14 protein-coding genes are annotated in these 15,971 nt (G+C 67.5%); 11 read left to right on the top strand and 3 right to left on the bottom strand.

Features of this window, described 5'->3' with window-relative positions:
- Positions 1-18: 18 nt before the first annotated feature.
- The 4 genes from NV348_RS16920 to NV348_RS16905 are packed head-to-tail and all read left to right on the top strand — an operon-like array spanning position 19 to position 5,763.
- Positions 19-1,713: an ABC transporter family substrate-binding protein gene (locus NV348_RS16920; RefSeq protein ID WP_447147742.1), complete on the top strand. Its 1,695-nt coding sequence runs from the start codon at positions 19-21 to the stop codon at positions 1,711-1,713.
- Positions 1,710-3,398, top strand: a complete 1,689-nt coding sequence (locus tag NV348_RS16915) for an ABC transporter family substrate-binding protein (RefSeq protein ID WP_447147741.1) — start codon at positions 1,710-1,712, stop codon at positions 3,396-3,398. The genes NV348_RS16920 and NV348_RS16915 overlap by 4 nt, the downstream gene beginning before the upstream one ends.
- A 49-nt stretch (positions 3,399-3,447) precedes the next feature.
- Complete coding sequence (locus tag NV348_RS16910; RefSeq protein WP_447147740.1) at positions 3,448-5,121, top strand: ABC transporter family substrate-binding protein; 1,674 nt, start codon at positions 3,448-3,450, stop codon at positions 5,119-5,121.
- 3 nt (positions 5,122-5,124) lie between these two features.
- Complete coding sequence (locus NV348_RS16905; RefSeq protein ID WP_447147739.1) at positions 5,125-5,763, top strand: hypothetical protein; 639 nt, start codon at positions 5,125-5,127, stop codon at positions 5,761-5,763.
- 4 nt (positions 5,764-5,767) lie between these two features.
- Here NV348_RS16905 and NV348_RS16900 read toward each other — a convergent pair whose 3' ends face one another.
- Both NV348_RS16900 and NV348_RS16895 read right to left on the bottom strand, forming a co-directional pair.
- Complete coding sequence (locus tag NV348_RS16900; protein ID WP_447147738.1) at positions 5,768-6,589, bottom strand: hypothetical protein; 822 nt, start codon at positions 6,587-6,589, stop codon at positions 5,768-5,770.
- The gene (locus NV348_RS16895; RefSeq protein WP_447147737.1) at positions 6,555-7,562 is read right to left on the bottom strand and encodes a type IV toxin-antitoxin system AbiEi family antitoxin; all 1,008 of its coding nucleotides are present in this window, start codon (positions 7,560-7,562) and stop codon (positions 6,555-6,557) included. The genes NV348_RS16900 and NV348_RS16895 overlap by 35 nt, the downstream gene beginning before the upstream one ends.
- Before the next feature lie 131 nt (positions 7,563-7,693).
- On the opposite strand from NV348_RS16895, the gene NV348_RS16890 reads away from it, so the two are divergent.
- Together NV348_RS16890 and NV348_RS16885 are read left to right on the top strand one after the other, a co-directional pair.
- Positions 7,694-8,434 (top strand): FadR/GntR family transcriptional regulator, encoded by a 741-nt coding sequence (locus tag NV348_RS16890; protein WP_447147736.1) that lies wholly within the window; start codon positions 7,694-7,696, stop codon positions 8,432-8,434.
- A gap of 144 nt (positions 8,435-8,578) precedes the next feature.
- Positions 8,579-9,196, top strand: coding sequence for a sterol desaturase family protein (locus NV348_RS16885; protein ID WP_447151064.1), 618 nt, complete (start codon positions 8,579-8,581; stop codon positions 9,194-9,196).
- A gap of 247 nt (positions 9,197-9,443) precedes the next feature.
- Here the strand turns inward: NV348_RS16885 and NV348_RS16880 are convergent, their stop codons facing one another.
- Positions 9,444-9,992, bottom strand: coding sequence for a TetR/AcrR family transcriptional regulator (locus tag NV348_RS16880; protein WP_447147735.1), 549 nt, complete (start codon positions 9,990-9,992; stop codon positions 9,444-9,446).
- Positions 9,993-10,114: 122 nt separating this feature from the next.
- On the opposite strand from NV348_RS16880, the gene NV348_RS16875 reads away from it, so the two are divergent.
- From NV348_RS16875 to NV348_RS16855, 5 genes are all read left to right on the top strand, one after another.
- Positions 10,115-10,873, top strand: coding sequence for a carboxymuconolactone decarboxylase family protein (locus NV348_RS16875; protein WP_447147734.1), 759 nt, complete (start codon positions 10,115-10,117; stop codon positions 10,871-10,873).
- A 149-nt stretch (positions 10,874-11,022) separates the two neighbouring features.
- Positions 11,023-12,438: an MFS transporter gene (locus NV348_RS16870; RefSeq protein WP_447147733.1), complete on the top strand. Its 1,416-nt coding sequence runs from the start codon at positions 11,023-11,025 to the stop codon at positions 12,436-12,438.
- A 55-nt stretch (positions 12,439-12,493) separates the two neighbouring features.
- Positions 12,494-12,697, top strand: coding sequence for a heavy-metal-associated domain-containing protein (locus NV348_RS16865; protein WP_358095282.1), 204 nt, complete (start codon positions 12,494-12,496; stop codon positions 12,695-12,697).
- A 20-nt stretch (positions 12,698-12,717) separates the two neighbouring features.
- Positions 12,718-13,647: a DUF8832 domain-containing protein gene (locus tag NV348_RS16860; RefSeq protein WP_447147732.1), complete on the top strand. Its 930-nt coding sequence runs from the start codon at positions 12,718-12,720 to the stop codon at positions 13,645-13,647.
- Positions 13,648-13,706: 59 nt separating this feature from the next.
- Positions 13,707-15,962, top strand: coding sequence for a heavy metal translocating P-type ATPase (locus tag NV348_RS16855; protein WP_447147731.1), 2,256 nt, complete (start codon positions 13,707-13,709; stop codon positions 15,960-15,962).
- The last annotated feature ends 9 nt before the right edge of the window (positions 15,963-15,971 follow it).

Genomic DNA, 15,971 nt, shown 5'->3' with positions numbered 1-15,971 from the left:
AACGCCAGGAGGCCCGCCATGAGATCCCGAGGAATGCAAGCCCGCCGTCGTGCCCGGCTGCGCTGCGCGGCCGTGGTGGTGGCGGCCGGAATGATCGTGGCGGGGTGTGGGTACGGCGACGAATCCGCGACCGGTCTCACCGACGCGCTCGGGACCACCAGCGATATCAACCCGATGGATCGGGCAGCGCTGCGCGAGGGCGGGAATCTGCGGCTGGCTACGACCAGCTACCCCGCGAACTGGAACACGCTGTCCAACGACGGCAACGACGGCGAGATCGCCGACATCCTGCGCCCGGCGATGCCGCGCTCGTTCGCGATCGACGCGGCGGGCAAGCTCACCATCGACACCGACTACTTCACCGATATCGCGCTGACCGGCACCGACCCGATGCGGGTGACGTACACGATCAACCCGAAGGCGGTGTGGTCGGACGGTTCCCCGATCACCTGGGAGGACATCGCCGCGCAGGCCAACGCGCTCAGCGGCCGGGACAAGCGCTACCTGATCGCCATCACCAACGGTTTCGAGTTCGTCGACAAGGTCGAACGCGGCGTCGACGACCGGCAGGCGATTCTCACCTTCAGCACTCCGTTCGCCGACTGGCGCGGCCAGTTCGCGGGCAACAGCTCGCTGTACCCGAAGTCGGTGACCAGCACCCCCGAGGCCTTCAACACCAGCCAGGTCGACGCGATCGGGCTCACCGCGGGCCCGTTCACGGTCACCGCCACCGACCGCGCCCAGGGCCGGATCACCCTGGGCCGCAACCCGAAATGGTGGGGCGAGCAGCCCGTCCTCGACACCATCACCTACAGCGTGCTCGATCACACGGCCTGGGTGCAGGCGCTGCAGAACAACGAACTCGACCTGGTCCGCCTGACCACCATCGACGAGGTGAAGACCGTCCGCGGCACCGAAGGACTGGTCGTCCGGCGCGCGCCCGGCAATCGCTGGCGCCACATCACCTTCAACGGCGCACCCGGCTCGATCCTCGCCGATCCCGGTGTCCGCGTGGCCATCTCGAAGGCGATCGATCGGCAGGGCATCGTCACCGCGCTGCAGAACGGCCTGGTCGAGGACCCGAAGCCGCTGAACAACCACATCTTCCTGCAGGGCCAGCAGGGCTACCAGGACAACAGCCTCGGCTTCGACCCCGAGGCCGCGGCACGGGAACTCGACGCGCTCGGCTGGGTCCGCACCGGTGACGTCCGCGAGAAGGACGGCCGCAAGCTCGTCATCCGCGACGTCATGTACAACGACCCGACCTGGGTGCAGATCGCCCAGATCATCCAGCAGAACCTCGCCGCGATCGGCGTCGGCCTGACCATCGACACCAAGCCCTCCGCCGGCTACTTCACCGACGTCATCCAGCCCGGCGATTTCGACGCCGCCCAGTTCATCTTCCAGGGCGACCCGTTCCCCCTCGCCAGCATCCGCCAGATCTACTACTACGACCCCGACGACCTGCAGGGCAACTTCGGCCGCATCGGCTCCCCCGAACTCAACGCCCTCATCGAGCGCACCATCACCGAACTCGACCCGCAGAAGTCCATCGACCTGGCCAACCAGGTGGACCGCGCGGTGTTCGAGGAGGGCCACTCCCTGCCCCTCATGCAGTCCGACGGCAGCGTCGGCGCCCGCACCACCCTTGCCAACATCGGTTCGCCGGGCTTGGCATCGTATGACTACACGAAGATCGGATTCACGAAATGACCACTGCCACCTATGCCTCCCGGCTACGCCGGTTCGGTTTTCGCGTCGCGGCGCCCGCTGTCGCATTGACCCTGGTTCTCGGTGGCTGTGGGTCCAATTCCACGGTGGAGTCACAATCGAGTTCGATCGGGGCGATCAACGACATCAACCCGCAGGAGCGCGACGCACTGCGTGACGGCGGCAATCTGCGCCTGGCGCTGACCGGCTTCCCGGAGACCTTCAACAGCCTGCACGTCGATTCCGACGGCGAGGTCAGCGATCTCACCGGATGGGCCCTGCCCGGCTCGATCAACGCCGATGCCGCAGGCAATCTGACGATCGACCACAACTACTACACCGATGTCCAGCTGACCAATACCAATCCGCAGCAGATCGTCTACACGATCAATCCCAAGGCTGTGTGGTCGGATGGATCGCCGATCACCTGGGAAGATCTGCGCGCACAGGCCGCGGTGATGAGCGGCCGCGACCCGGCGTTCAAGATCAGCCACGACCAGGGATACAGCAGCGTCGAGAAGGTCGAACGCGGCGTCGACGACCGGCAGGCGATCGTGACCTTCGCCGAGCACTACGCGGAATGGAAGGGCCTGTTCAATCCGCTGTACCCGCGTCAGCTGTTCACCTCGACCCAATCCTTCGACGACCTGTACCGCAACGAGATGCCGCTGTCGTCGGGGCCGTTCATCATCACCTCGATCGACCGCGCTCAGCAGCGAATCGTGCTGAGCCGCAATCCGAAGTGGTGGGGCGACGCCCCCAAGCTGGACACGGTCACCTTCAGTGTCCTCGCTGATGAGGCTCGCTTGACCGCCCTGCAGAACAATGAACTCGACGCCACCGGCCTGAGCGGGATCGAAGAGGTCACGACCGCGACCGGTACGCCGGGTGTCAAGGTCAGGCGCGCGCCGGCGAACAGGTACTCCCACTTCACCTTCAATGGTGCGCCGGGGTCGATCCTGTCGGATCCGAAGCTGCGGATCGCGATCTCCAAGGGCATCGACCGTCAGGCCATCGCCACGGCGACCCAGCAGGGCATCGTGACCGATCCGAGGCCGCTGAACAACCATCTGTACCTCGTCGGCCAGAAGGGCTATCAGGACAACGCGCAGTCGGTGTCCTACGACCCCGCCGAGGCCGCCCGCATGCTGGACGAACTCGGTTGGAAGCTCAACGGCGACGTGCGTGAGAAGGACGGCCGCAAGCTCGAGATCCGGGACGTGATGTACCAGGCCGACACCTGGACCCAGATGGCCCAGATCGCCCAGCAGAACCTGGCGGCGATCGGCGTGAAGCTGAAAATCGAGACCTACCCTGGCAGTGGCCTGTTCACCGAGGTGATCGACCCCGGCAATTTCGATATCGCCCAATTCGTCTGGTCCAAGAGCATTTTCCCGCTCGGCGCGCTCCCACAGATCTATGCCTACGACCCGGCCAACCCGCTGAGCAACAAGGGTCGCATCGGCTCCCCCGAATTGAATGCCCTGATCGAAGAGGTGATCGCCGAACTCGATCCGGAGAAGGCCATCGAACTGGCCAACAAGGCCGACCGGATGATCTTCGAGGAAGGCTTCTCCCTGCCCATCGTGCAGTCCGCGGGTACGGTCGCGGTGCGGGACACCCTCGCGAACTACGGTTCGCCGGGACTGGCGTCGTACGACTACACCAAGGTCGGCTTCGTCAAGTAATCACCACAGTGCCGCACTCGTGCAGCGAACATTTGGAAAGGAGCGGACCATGCGGATTCGTGCAATGACCACGCGCTTGGCCATACCCCTGGTCATCGTCAGTGTGCTCGCTGCCGGGTGCACCTCGGAGGAACCGGCGGCGGACGGGCAGGCCACGCTCGGCACGACCAACGACATCAATCCGAAGGATGTCAGTGAGCTGCGCGACGGGGGCAACCTGCGGCTGGCCATCACCTCGCTGCCGCAGAACTGGAATTCCCTGCACACCGACGGCAACGACGGTGACACCGCCTCGATTCTGCGTCCGGTGATGCCGCGCGCGTTCAAGACCGATGCCGCGGCGGAACTCTCGGTCAACACCGACTTCTTCACCGATGTCGCCTTGACCAACACCGAGCCGCAGCAGGTGACGTACACGATCAATCCCGAAGCGGTCTGGTCGGACGGTTCGCCGATCACCTGGGAGGACTTCCAGTCCCAGGCCAACGCGCTCAGTGGCAAGGACAAGTCGTTCCTGATCGCCAACAGCAGTGGCTTCGACCGGATCGAGAAGGTCGAGCGTGGCGTCGACGACCGACAGGCCGTCATCACCTTCAACAAGCACTACGCCGACTGGCGTGGCCAGTTCGCCGGCAACTCCTTCCTGCTCCCCAAGTCCGCCACGGCGACTCCGGAGGCCTTCAACAACAGCCAGGTCGACGGGCTGGGCCTGTCGTCTGGTCCGTTCGTCGTCCAGTCCGTCGACCGCGGGCAGGGTCGTGTCGTGCTCGGACGCAACCCCAAGTGGTGGGGTGCGACGCCGAAGCTGGACACGATCACCTTCAGCGTGCTCGACAGCGCGGCCTTCGTTCCCGCGCTGCTGAACAACGAGATCGACGCGGTCGGCGTGGCCAGCCTCGACAACCTGAAGTCGGTGCGCAACGCTCCCGGTGTGGCGGTCCGCCGCGCACCCGGTAACAGCTGGGGTCACTTCACCTTCAACGGCGCGCCCGGTTCGCTCCTCGCCGAGCAGGGCGTGCGGGTCGCGATTTCCAAGGCGGTCGATCGTCAGGGCATCGCGACCGCCATCCAGAACGGTCTCGTCCAGGATCCGAAGCCGCTGAACAACCACGTCTACCTGAGCGGCCAGGACGGCTACCAGGACAACAGTCTCGGTTTCGACCCGACGGCGGCGGCGAACGAGCTCGATGCCCTCGGCTGGAAACTCAACGGCGATGTGCGCGAGAAGGACGGGCGCAAGCTCGAGATCCGCGACGTGATGTACAACGACCCGACCAACATCCAGATCGGCCAGATCATCCAGCAGAATCTCGCGCAGATCGGCGTCAAGCTGAGCATCGAGACGAAGCCGGGCGCCGGCCTGTTCTCGGATGTCCTGCAGCCGGGCAACTTCGATGTGGGGCAATGGTTCTGGGCCGGTGACCCGTTCCCGCTGAGCAGCCTGACCCAGATCTACGGCTACTACCCGGACGATATCCAGGGCAACTACGGCCGGATCGGCTCGCCCGAGCTCAACGCCCTCATCGAGCAGACCATCTCCGAACTCGATCCGGTGAAGGCCAAGCAACTGGCCAATCAGGTCGACCGGAAGGTCTTCGAAGAGGGCCACTCGCTGCCGCTGTTCCAGTCCGCGGGCAATGTCGGAGTGCGCGACAACCTCGCCAACTTCGGCGCGGCGGGCCTGGCCTCCCTCGACTACACCAAGATCGGCTTCGTGAAGTAACCCGTGACCGGCCCGGCGCGCGCACTCACCTACCCCCTGCTGGTCACGTCCGGCACCATCGCGGTCATCGCCGCGCTGGTGCCGTTCGCCGATCTCGATCAGCTGAGTGCGCTCGCCGTGGTCGTGCTGGTGATTCTCGCGGTCACCACCTATCAGCTGGCGCTGGCGTTGGGCGTCCTGCCGACCGGGCTCGTCGCGACGGGGACGGTCGGGGGGCGCCGGGTCCGGCAGCAGCATCGGCTGGTCAGCCGGTCGTGGCTGGAGATCACCAGTGGGGATCGGATGGTGTGGCAGCCGGTGTTCTACGAGCCCAGCCTGTCCGCGCTGACGCCGACCGACCTGGAGTTGGCCGGCCGCACGATCCGGACCGGCGACAACCGCTTCTACCCGTCGGGCCGGGTCAGGAACACCGAGCCCGCGGGCAAGCTCATCGACAATCCCAGCCGCCCGTCCGAGGTCCCCTCATACGGCATCGCCCGCCGTCTGGTCCTCGACGTCCAGCCCGCCGTCGCCGCGCCCATCGCCGGCCTCCTGTGGGTCTACGTCATGGACGGCGGCATCCCCGCCTTCGCCGGCGCCACTGTCGCCGCCGCGGCCACCTTCACCTGGTTCTCCGCCATCCGCGGCTCCGACCCCAGCTGATCGATCACAGTGTCCCGCGATGGTCCATTCGGCCGGTCATACCGGCTGTCAGCGCATCGAGCTGTTGCAGCGACCTAACGAAGACACCCTGCATATCGCCCGCAAGCCGCACCCACAGTTGCCTGTCTGCCAGTAGCTTGCTGACTTGAACGAGTGCAGGTCGGTCGAGCAAGCTCCTGATGACCTTCCCGATGCTATGGGCACCGGCCAGTGCGACGTCGTAGTCGTACAGTTCGACAAGGTCGGCGTTGTCCTCGTACAGCTGCTCCAGCAGTGGCCCGGTACTGGTCCAATCGAGCATCGTACGAAGATCGATCGCGTCTTTCGTGCTGTCCCAATGCCGGTCGTACCACGCAACCAGCTTCAAGAGCACCTGAGCTGCGATCGACGGGATACGCACAGCAAGTCGGCCTGGTAGCAACACCGGTTGGGAGGACTGGAAAGCTTCACGAAACCCCAGGGTGTGCATGGTGAAATCGTTGGGCCAGGCGACTGTGCGGGCGGGACTCTCGATCGCACCGCACGGAATAATGTCAACCGGAACACCACCGATCTCGAAGCGATGCGCAAGCCTATCCGTACCTCTGAACGCCGCTCCGAGTCGACCGACCTCGCTCCAGTCCGCAACGACAATGGCGATATCCACGTCGCGGGTAGCACGCTCCGGCGTGGCCCCTGCGATACTGCGCGCCACCATGTTTCGTGCTGTCGCCCCGACGACGAGAAACTCGATCCCGACCCGCGTTGCCGCGGAGTCCAGTTCAAGCAAGACTGTGGTAGCAAGCGCGATCTCAGGATCGGTCGATTTCGACAAGTCGAGGGTCACTCTTCCTGATCCTTTCGGCGTGAGCGCGCTGGCGTGAATCACCGGATGTCCACATGTCGGCATAGATCAGGGTGCTCGGAACCAGTGGCTCCAGCGGCTCCGGCGGAGTCCAGAATCGCTGCCGGATCAGGACATTCGGCTGCCCGGAAGACCGGCGCCATCGCCGTTGAGCAGCCAATCTTCTCGGCAGCACACCCGAATAGAGAATGGCAGTCCTCGAGTGCAGGTCTGAATCCAGTTGCGAACCAGCTGCTTCGCCACCCAGTTGGACTTCTTCGGCTGCGAGGTCTGCCCAGGAGTCCAGCCACCACCCCGCCGCGTTATCGGTGAACTCACTCGATGCGAGCTTCGGCACAACCGTGGTAGCGAAGGACTCGGTCCAACGGTCGAGAAGCTCTCGGCCCCGCATCAACCTTCGTGCACCGTCGACCGAGACGACGTAGCCAGCGTCTTCCAGCTCGTTCACGACATTGTGCGCGGTACCCAGCGAGACCCCGCTGCGTTCCGCAACTGCGCGCAGCGGCAACTGCACGGCATCGCTCCAACTGAGGAGTGTAAACAGCACCTTCGCACCAGCCGAGCCGAAAGCACGAGGCGCACGAGCCGGCATCGGCTTCGTCGTCGGCGGCCTGGACTGGCCGACGACGAGGATGCGCATCGCCGGCCAGACAAGTGCCATGTTGCCAGCCAGGTCTACGAAATCAATATGTCGATCCCGAAGCGCCTCCGCGGCCTCGCGCGATACGTATGGAGTAACCAGGAGCAATGGCAGGTCGGTGTGCGGCAGTGCATCGGCGATCGTCGCGGTCATTCGATGGCGGATTTCGACGGCATATGTCCGGTTCCCGTAGGAACCGGCATCCAACCTCGCGATCAGGTCTGCGGCCGCGTCCGGCCGTTCGGTGAATTCCAGGACTTCGAACGCGACGCCATGCTCGTCGAGTCGCCGCATGCACTCGTCGAGGATGTTCATACCTAGGTCACGTTCATTCGGCGTGAACATGCATCAATAATGAACGCACCACGCACTCGAGGCAAGGCAACGTGCTCGAGTAACTGGTATGACCACTTGACCTCATGACCTGTTGGGTGGAGTATCTAGGCATGGCGTGGACTCCTGTTGTGAAGCGGTCGGTATCGGGTGATGTGTTCGAGCAGATCGCCGCCGAGGTGCTGGGTGGGGAGCTGGCGGCGGGGAGCACGTTGCCGAGTGAGCGGCAGCTGGCCGAGGCGCTGGGGGTTTCGCGGCCCGCTGTTCGGGAGGCGTTGCAGCGGCTGGCGGCGGCGGGGCTGGTGTCGGTGCGGCAGGGGGAAGCCACCACCGTGCTCGACTATCGGCGCAGCGCGGGGCTGGAAGTGCTGCCCCGGCTACTCCTGCGGGGCGACACCATCGATCCCGCCGTAGCGCGCAGCATTCTCGAGGCGCGGCTGCACAACGGTCCGAAGATCGCGGAGCTCGCGGCCGGTCGGGTTCGGCGAGCCCGCGCGGGCGGCACCGACCCGCTCGCCGCCGAACTGGACCTACTCCACGAATCCGTGAACGCCCTTGTCGCCGAGGCGGACCCGCTCGCCCAGCAGCGCATCGCCCTCGAATTCTGGGACCACGTCCTCGATCTGGCCGATTCGATCGCGTTCCGGCTGATGTATTCCATGCTTCGCGCCGCCTACGAACCCGCGCTGGCGGCGCTCGCGCCGATCATGTCCGCCGAGGTGGGCAATGGTGGCGCGTATCGAGACCTGGCCGCCGCGATCACCGCGGGCGAGCCGGAACGGGCCGCCGAATCCGCGCGAGCACTGCTCGGGCCGGCGACCACCGCTCTCATCCACGCCCTCGACGGGGCGTGATCCACCCGAGGAATCGCCATGAAGAATGACCGTCCGACAACGACGTCGCACGACACCGCCACGGCCGACCGGGGCCGTGATCCCGACCGCCCCACCGGATCCGGCGCGCCCCGCGCGATCCGCCGCAGCGCCACGCTGAGCGAGATGGCCCGCGAATTCGTCCGGCATCCCTCACCCTGGATGATCGCCGCGGTCTTCGTGACCGTCCTGGTGGCGCGGATCGCCGTCGGCGGCTGGCAGTTCACCGACGCGCTCGTCCCGCTGATCGTCATCGGCACGTTCCCGCTGACGGAGTGGATCATCCACGTCACGGTGCTGCACTGGCGCCCACGGCGCCTCGGTCCGCTCACCATCGACAGCGAGCTGGCCCGCAAACACCGTGCGCACCACACGGATCCGCGTGACACCCCGCTGGTGTTCATCCCGCCCAAGTCGCTGACGCTCACCATCGTCGCGCTGGTCGCGATCGGCTTGCTGGCCTTCCCCCGCCTGGGCCTCGGCCTGACCTTCCTGCTCACGATCACCACGCTGGGCCTGCTCTACGAGTGGACGCACTACCTCATCCACACCGACTACAAGCCCAAGCACGCTCCCTACCGGGCCGTGTGGCGCAACCACCGCCACCACCACTACAAGAACGAGCACTACTGGTTCACCGTCACCACCTCCGGCACCGCCGACCGCCTACTCGGCACCGCCCCGGACCCGGCGACAGTGGCCACCTCCCCAACCGCCCGTCACCTGCACGCGGGGCAACGCTAGGGACCATTCGGCGCCTGCTCACCACACCGAAGAACCCGACGCTGCGGACGGTCACAGAAGCCGCCGCAGCGTTGGGCTTTCGATTGACGCTCGAACCGCTCGACGAGCCGGGCCGAGACGCGCTGACCGCGGCCCTGACCTCTGGGCGGGTACGCGACCTCGCCGGACTGGAAGCAGCAGTCGAACAATTCGACCGCGCCGCCTGCTAGCCGACCGACCGCGGGTTGCTCGTGGCATCGCGCCGCAATCAAGACAGAAGTTTGGCGGCGATCGAGGCTGCGCGGTCGGCGGCGACCGGCGAGTTCTCACGCACCGCGGTGACGATGGCGCCGTCGATGAGCAATGCCAGCTCGGGGGCGAGGAGCTCCGGGTCGGGTTGGCCTGCGGCGGTGAGTAGTTCGGTGAGATAGGCGATGACGCGGCGCTTGTGGCGGTCGGCTACCCGGTGGGCGGGGGCGGTGGGGTCGGCGACTTCGATCATCGTGTTGATGAAGGCGCAGCCGCGGAAGTCGTTGCGGGCGAAGCGTTGCGCGAGTGCGGCGAAGACGGCCATGGGGCGCGCGGCCGGGTCGTCGACGGCTTCGACCGAGGTGCGCAGCCAGTCCAGCCAGCGGCGGTCACGGTCTTCGAGCACGGCGACGACCAGGTCGTCCTTGCTCGCGAAGTGGCGGTAGAAGGAGGCCCGGCCGACCCCGGACTCCTGGAGCAGCCGGTCGATGCCGACGGCGCGAATGCCCTCGGCGTAGAACAGCTCCTCGGCGGTGGTGAGCAACCGCTGCTTGGCCTGTGTCGCCATGCACTCACCGTACCAGAACGGAAACGATCGGTACCGAATTGGTTGACCGAGACGGAACCAGTCAGTACCGTCGCAACTCGGTACCGATCAGTACCGTTGTCGAAACGCCACTGGAGCACACCATGTCCCGACTGCCACTCCTCTCCGCCGACACCGCCGATGCCGAGCAGGGCGAACTGCTCACCGAAGTCCAGCGGCAACTGGGCCGGGTGCCGAATCTCTACGCCGCCATGGCGAACAGCCCGGCCACCCTACGGGGGTATCTGCGCCTGCGGGACGCGCTGACCGCCGGCAAGCTCGGGGCCCGGACCCGCGAGCAGCTCGCCCTGCTGATCGCCGCCGACAACGGCTGCGAATACTGCGTCTCGGCGCACACGATGCGCGCGGCGAAGATGGGTTTCACGCCCGAGGCGATCACGGCGACGCGGGCAGCAAGGGCCGAGAACCCGCACGCCGAGGCGGTGCTGCGCTTCGCGCGCGAGGTGCTGCGCACCGGCGGCCGGGTGGACGACGAGCAGTTGGCCGAGGCCAGGAACAGCGGCGTCAGCGATGCCGAACTGACCGAGGCGGTGGGCCATGTGGCATTGAACGTGCTGTCGAACTATTTCAACCATGTCGCCCGTCCCGAGCTGGACTTTCCGCTCGCCCCCACCGCACCGAAGGAGTCCCCGATGGCACCGAAATGGCGCGCCGCCGACACCGTCAGCCTGGTCGCCGGCTACACCCTGACCGACGCCGACGGGCAGCAGACCGCGACGGTGCGCGACGTGCGTGTCGCCATCGAGGGCGGCTTCGCGCACATCTCGATCAGCGGCAGCGACCTGGTGCAGGTGGTGTCGGCGCCGGCCGTCGCGCTGATCACCTACCGTCCCGAATCCTGATCCGCCGCAGCACGACATGCCCGGTCCACCACGGTGTAGGCCGGGCATTCGGCTGTCGAAATCCTTTCGGCCGAAGTCTTGACATGTTAATACCCTAGGGGGGTATGGTACCGAGCACGAGACGCTCTCCGCTCGAAAGGACGAAAGTCGTGACTACGCAATCGCAATCCACCCGGAAGTGGTGGGCGCTGGCGGTGATCGCCGCAGCGCAGTTCATGGTCATCATGGACACCTCGATCATCGGGATCGCGCTGCCGAAGATGCAGGCCGAACTCGGCTTCACCCCCGGCAATCTGACCTGGGTGTTCAACGCCTACGTGATCGCCTTCGGCGGCCTGCTGCTGCTCGGCGGCCGGCTCTCCGACCTGCTCGGCGCGCGCCGGGTCTTCGGGGCGGGCTGGCTGGTGCTGGCCGTCGGTTCGGTGATCGCCGGTGCCGCGGGCAATGTCGGCATCGAGCTGGCGGGCCGGGCGATCCAAGGTGCGGGCGCGGCGCTGATCGCGCCCTCGGCACTGACCCTGCTGATGATGTTGTTCGGCGGCTCGCCACAGGAACTCACCAAGGCGCTGGCCGTCTACGGCGCAGCGGCTCCCGCCGGTGGCACCGCGGGCGTGTTCCTGGGTGGCGTGATCACCGAATACATCAGCTGGCCTTGGGTTTTCTACATCAACGTCCCGATCGCGGTGCTCGCGCTGATCGCGGTTCCGCTGCTGATGCCCGCCGCCCCGGCGCGTAAGGGATCCATCGATATCGCCGGGTCCGTCACTGTGACAGCCGGTTTGGCGGCTGCCGTGTACGCGATCGTGCAGGCTCCCGAAGTCGGCTGGGCGTCCGGTGAGACCCTGGGCGTGCTGGCGCTGGCCGCCGCGCTGCTGGCCGGTTTCGTCGCCATCCAGTCGCGCCGCAGCGAACCGCTGATGCGGCTGAGCATCTTCCGCGCGCCGAACCTGGCCGCCGCCAACTTCGCCCAGTTCGCGCTGGCCGCCGCGTGGGTGCCGATGTGGTTCTTCCTGAACCTGTACCTGCAGCAGGTGCTCGGCTACAGCGCGTTCCCGTCGGGCGCCGCGCTGCTGCCGATGACCACCCTGATCATGCTCGGCATGGTGGTGCTGGCGCCGAAGGCCATGCAGCGCTTCGGCGCCAAGCCGATGATCGTCACCGGCCTGATCGTGCTTGGTCTCGGCCTGGGCATCATGTCGCTGGTGCGGCCGACCGGCAACTTCTGGGTCGACGTGCTGCCCGCCTCGCTGGTGGCCGCCGGCGGTATGTCGCTGGCCTTCATCCCCTCGCTCGGCACCGCCATCTCGGCGGCGCGACCGGAGGAGGGCGGCCTGGCCTCGGGCATCGTCAACGTCAGCTACCAGGTGGGCTCAGCGCTCGGCCTGGCCGCGATGACGGCGGTCGCCGCCGCGTTCGGCGCGGGCGAACTGGGCGACGCCACGGCACTGACGGACGGCTACTCGGCGGCCTTCCTCGGCGCGGGCCTACTGGCCCTGGCCGGTGCGGGCATCACCGCCGCGGTCATGCGCAGCCCGGCCCCGGCCACCGCCGACGCGACCGTTTGACAAAATACCCTAGGGGGGTATGGTAATGATTGAGATCGAGAACGAGGAGACCACCATGAGCACCACCACTGTCACCGTCACCGGCATGACCTGCGGCTGCTGCACCAACAAGGTGCGCGACAAGGTCGGCGCGCTGCCCGGCGTCACCGGCGTCGAGGTCGACCTGGCCACCGGCACGGTGGCGATCGACGGCACCGCACCCGACCGCACCGCCCTCGCCGACGCCGTCACCGCGGCCGGCTTCCAGCTCGCCGACTGAACCCGAAACGGAGCATCCCGATGAACGCAACAGGCAAGTTCGCCGGTTTCACCCTCGGCCTCGCGGCGGTCTTCGGGATCGCTCTGGCCGCCGGCGCCCTGGTCGGTCCGGAACCTTCCGAACCGGCCGGGCACGGCGAACACTCGACCGCGGCGGCGCCGTCCGCCGACCTGCCCGGCGGCCTCCTCGCCACCGATCAGGGCTACACGCTGGCCATCGACAAGCCCAACACCACGACCGCGGCGCAGGCGCCGGTGAGCTTCCGCATCCTCGACGCCACCGGCGAGCCGGTCACGAAGTACGTGACCAGCCACGACAAGGACCTGCACCTGATCGTGGTTCGGCGCGACATGGTGGGTTTCCAGCACGTGCACCCGGTGCTGGATCCGGCAGGCACCTGGTCGGTGCCGCTGAACCTGAGCCGGGGCGGTGACTACCGGGTGTTCGCCGACTTCACCCCGGCGGGCGGGTCGAACCTGACCCTCGGCGCCGACCTGCGCGTCGCGGGCAACTACGACGTGCAGGCCCTCCCGGCCCCCGCGGCCACCGCCCAGGTCGGCGAGTACACCGTGGCGCTCGATGGCACGGTCACCCCGGGTACGGCCTCGAACGTGACGCTCTCGGTGAGCCGCAACGGCACCCCGGTCACCGACCTGCAGCCCTACCTCGGCGCCTACGGCCACCTGGTGGCCCTGCGCGCCGCCGACCTCGCCTACCTGCACGTGCACCCCGAGGGCGCACCCGGCGACGGGGTCACCCCGGCCGGTCCCGGCATCGACTTCGTGGTGAACGCGCCGAGCGCGGGCGACTACCGCCTGTTCCTCGACTTCCAGCACCAAGGCGTGGTCCGCACGGCCGAGTTCACGGTGCGGGTCGCCCAGCCGGACGCCACCGGCGCGAGCAACCCGGCGCCGACGAACGCACCGGCCGAGCCCGGCCACGGGCACTGACGTAGCCCGCCGGCAATTACTCAGCAAGAATCGATACCAGGAACGAAACGGAGCACCCCATGACCACCGTGACGCAACCACCGGGCACCGGCCAGGTAGAACTGGTGATCGGTGGCATGACCTGCGCGTCCTGCGCGAACCGGATCGAGAAGAAGCTCAACAAGCTCGACGGGGTCACCGCGACGGTCAACTACGCGACCGAGAAGGCCAGGGTCGACTTCACCGGTGACGTCTCCCCGGAGGAGCTGATCGCCACCGTCGAGCAGGCCGGCTACACCGCGGCACTGCCCGCGCCGAAGCAGGCCGAGCCCACCGCGGACGAGGCCGCCGAGCCCGACCCGACCGCCTCGCTGCGAACCCGCCTGCTGGTCTCGCTGGTGCTCACCGTCCCGGTCATCGCGATGGCGATGATCCCGGCCCTGCAGTTCACCAACTGGCAGTGGCTCTCGCTCACGCTGGCCGCGCCGGTCGTCGTGTGGGGCGCGCTGCCCTTCCACCGGGCGGCGTGGACCAACCTGAAGCACGGCACCGCCACCATGGACACGCTGGTGTCGATCGGCACGCTCGCCGCCTTCGGCTGGTCGCTGTACGCCCTGTTCTGGGGTACCGCGGGCACGCCGGGGATGAAGCACCCGTTCGAGTTGACCATCGCGCGGATGGACGGCACCGGCAGCATCTACCTGGAGGCCGCGGCGGGCGTCACCACGTTCATCCTGGCCGGGCGCTACTTCGAGGCGCGGTCGAAGCGACGGGCGGGCGCTGCTCTCAAGGCGCTGCTCGAACTGGGCGCCAAGGATGTCGCGGTGTTGCGCGACGGCGTGGAGACCCGGATTCCGGTGGAGCAGCTGGCCGTCGGTGACGTGTTCATCGTGCGGCCCGGCGAGAAGATCGCCACCGACGGTGTGGTGACCGAGGGCAGCTCGGCGGTCGACGCCGCCATGCTGACCGGCGAATCGGTGCCGGTCGAGGTCGGCGCGGGCGACGCGGTGACCGGCGCGACCGTCAACGTCGGCGGGCGGCTGCTGGTGCGCGCCACCAGGATCGGCGCCGACACCCAGCTGGCCCAGATGGCCCAGCTGGTCGAGGACGCGCAGACCGGCAAGGCCAAGGCCCAGCGCCTGGCCGACAAGATCTCCGGCATCTTCGTCCCGATCGTCATCGCGCTGGCCGTGGCCACCCTCGGCTTCTGGCTCGGCACCGGCGGCGCGATCGCGGCGGCCTTCACCGCCGGCGTGGCGGTGCTGATCATCGCCTGCCCGTGCGCCCTCGGCCTGGCCACCCCGACCGCGCTGATGGTCGGCACCGGGCGCGGCGCCCAGCTCGGCATCCTGATCAAGGGACCCGAGGTGCTGGAATCGACCCGCAAGGTCGACACCATCGTGCTGGACAAGACCGGCACCGTCACCACCGGCAAGATGACCCTGCTCGACGTGCTCCCCGCCGAGGGTGAGGTCGGCAGCCGGGTACTGGAACTGGCCGGTGCGCTGGAGGATTCGTCGGAGCACCCGATCGCCCAGGCGATCGCCAAGGGCGCGCGCGACGAGTTCGGCACGCTGCGGGCGGTCGAGGGCTTCGCCAATGTCGAGGGTCTGGGTGTGCAGGGCGTCGTCGACGGGCACGCGGTGATCGTCGGCCGGGCCCGGCTGCTGGCCGACTGGTCGCAGCCGCTGCCCGAGGCGCTGGAAACCGCCATGGCGGAGGCGGAGTCGGCGGGTAAGACCGCGGTGGCGGTCGGCTGGGACGGTAAGGCGCGCGGCGTGCTCGTGGTCGCCGATGCGGTGAAATCGACCTCGGCACAGGCCATCTCGCAGTTCCGCGCGCTCGGCCTGACCCCGATCCTGCTCACCGGTGACAATGCCCGCGCGGCCCGCACCATTGGTGACGAGGTCGGCATCGACGAGGTGATCGCCGAGGTGCTGCCGCAGGACAAGGTCGACACGGTCAAGCGGTTGCAGGCCGAGGGCAAGGTCGTCGCCATGGTCGGTGACGGCGTCAACGACGCGGCCGCCCTGGCCCAGGCCGACCTCGGTCTGTCGATGGGCACCGGCACCGATGTCGCCATCGAGGCCAGCGATCTGACCCTGGTCCGCGGCGACCTGCGCGCCGCCGCCGACGCGATCCGCCTGTCCCGGCGCACCCTGGCCACCATCAAGGGCAACCTGTTCTGGGCCTTCGCCTACAACGTGGCGGCCATCCCGCTGGCGATGGCGGGTCTGCTCAACCCGATGCTGGCCGGCGCCGCCATGGCGTTCAGCTCGGTGTTCGTGGTGAGCAACAGCCTGCGGCTGCGGCGGTTCACGTCGACGGCGCGGTAGCGCGCGGTC

It is taken from the genome of Nocardia fodinahabitans (assembly GCF_052983615.1).
Note: the sequence above shows the minus strand (reverse complement) of the source record. Positions and strands in the feature narration are given on the sequence as shown.

Bases quoted from the DNA above. Each gene is read 5' to 3' on its own strand.
- NV348_RS16920 (WP_447147742.1), top strand. From the start codon at position 19: ATGAGATCCCGAGGAATGCAAGCCCGCCGTCGTGCCCGGCTGCGCTGC.
- NV348_RS16915 (WP_447147741.1), top strand. From the start codon at position 1,710: ATGACCACTGCCACCTATGCCTCCCGGCTACGCCGGTTCGGTTTTCGC.
- NV348_RS16910 (WP_447147740.1), top strand. From the start codon at position 3,448: ATGCGGATTCGTGCAATGACCACGCGCTTGGCCATACCCCTGGTCATC.
- NV348_RS16895 (WP_447147737.1), bottom strand. From the start codon at position 7,562: ATGAACATCCTCGACGAGTGCATGCGGCGACTCGACGAGCATGGCGTC.
- NV348_RS16890 (WP_447147736.1), top strand. From the start codon at position 7,694: ATGGCGTGGACTCCTGTTGTGAAGCGGTCGGTATCGGGTGATGTGTTC.
- NV348_RS16885 (WP_447151064.1), top strand. From the start codon at position 8,579: ATGGCCCGCGAATTCGTCCGGCATCCCTCACCCTGGATGATCGCCGCG.
- NV348_RS16880 (WP_447147735.1), bottom strand. From the start codon at position 9,992: ATGGCGACACAGGCCAAGCAGCGGTTGCTCACCACCGCCGAGGAGCTG.
- NV348_RS16875 (WP_447147734.1), top strand. From the start codon at position 10,115: ATGTCCCGACTGCCACTCCTCTCCGCCGACACCGCCGATGCCGAGCAG.
- NV348_RS16865 (WP_358095282.1), top strand. From the start codon at position 12,494: ATGAGCACCACCACTGTCACCGTCACCGGCATGACCTGCGGCTGCTGC.
- NV348_RS16860 (WP_447147732.1), top strand. From the start codon at position 12,718: ATGAACGCAACAGGCAAGTTCGCCGGTTTCACCCTCGGCCTCGCGGCG.
- NV348_RS16855 (WP_447147731.1), top strand. From the start codon at position 13,707: ATGACCACCGTGACGCAACCACCGGGCACCGGCCAGGTAGAACTGGTG.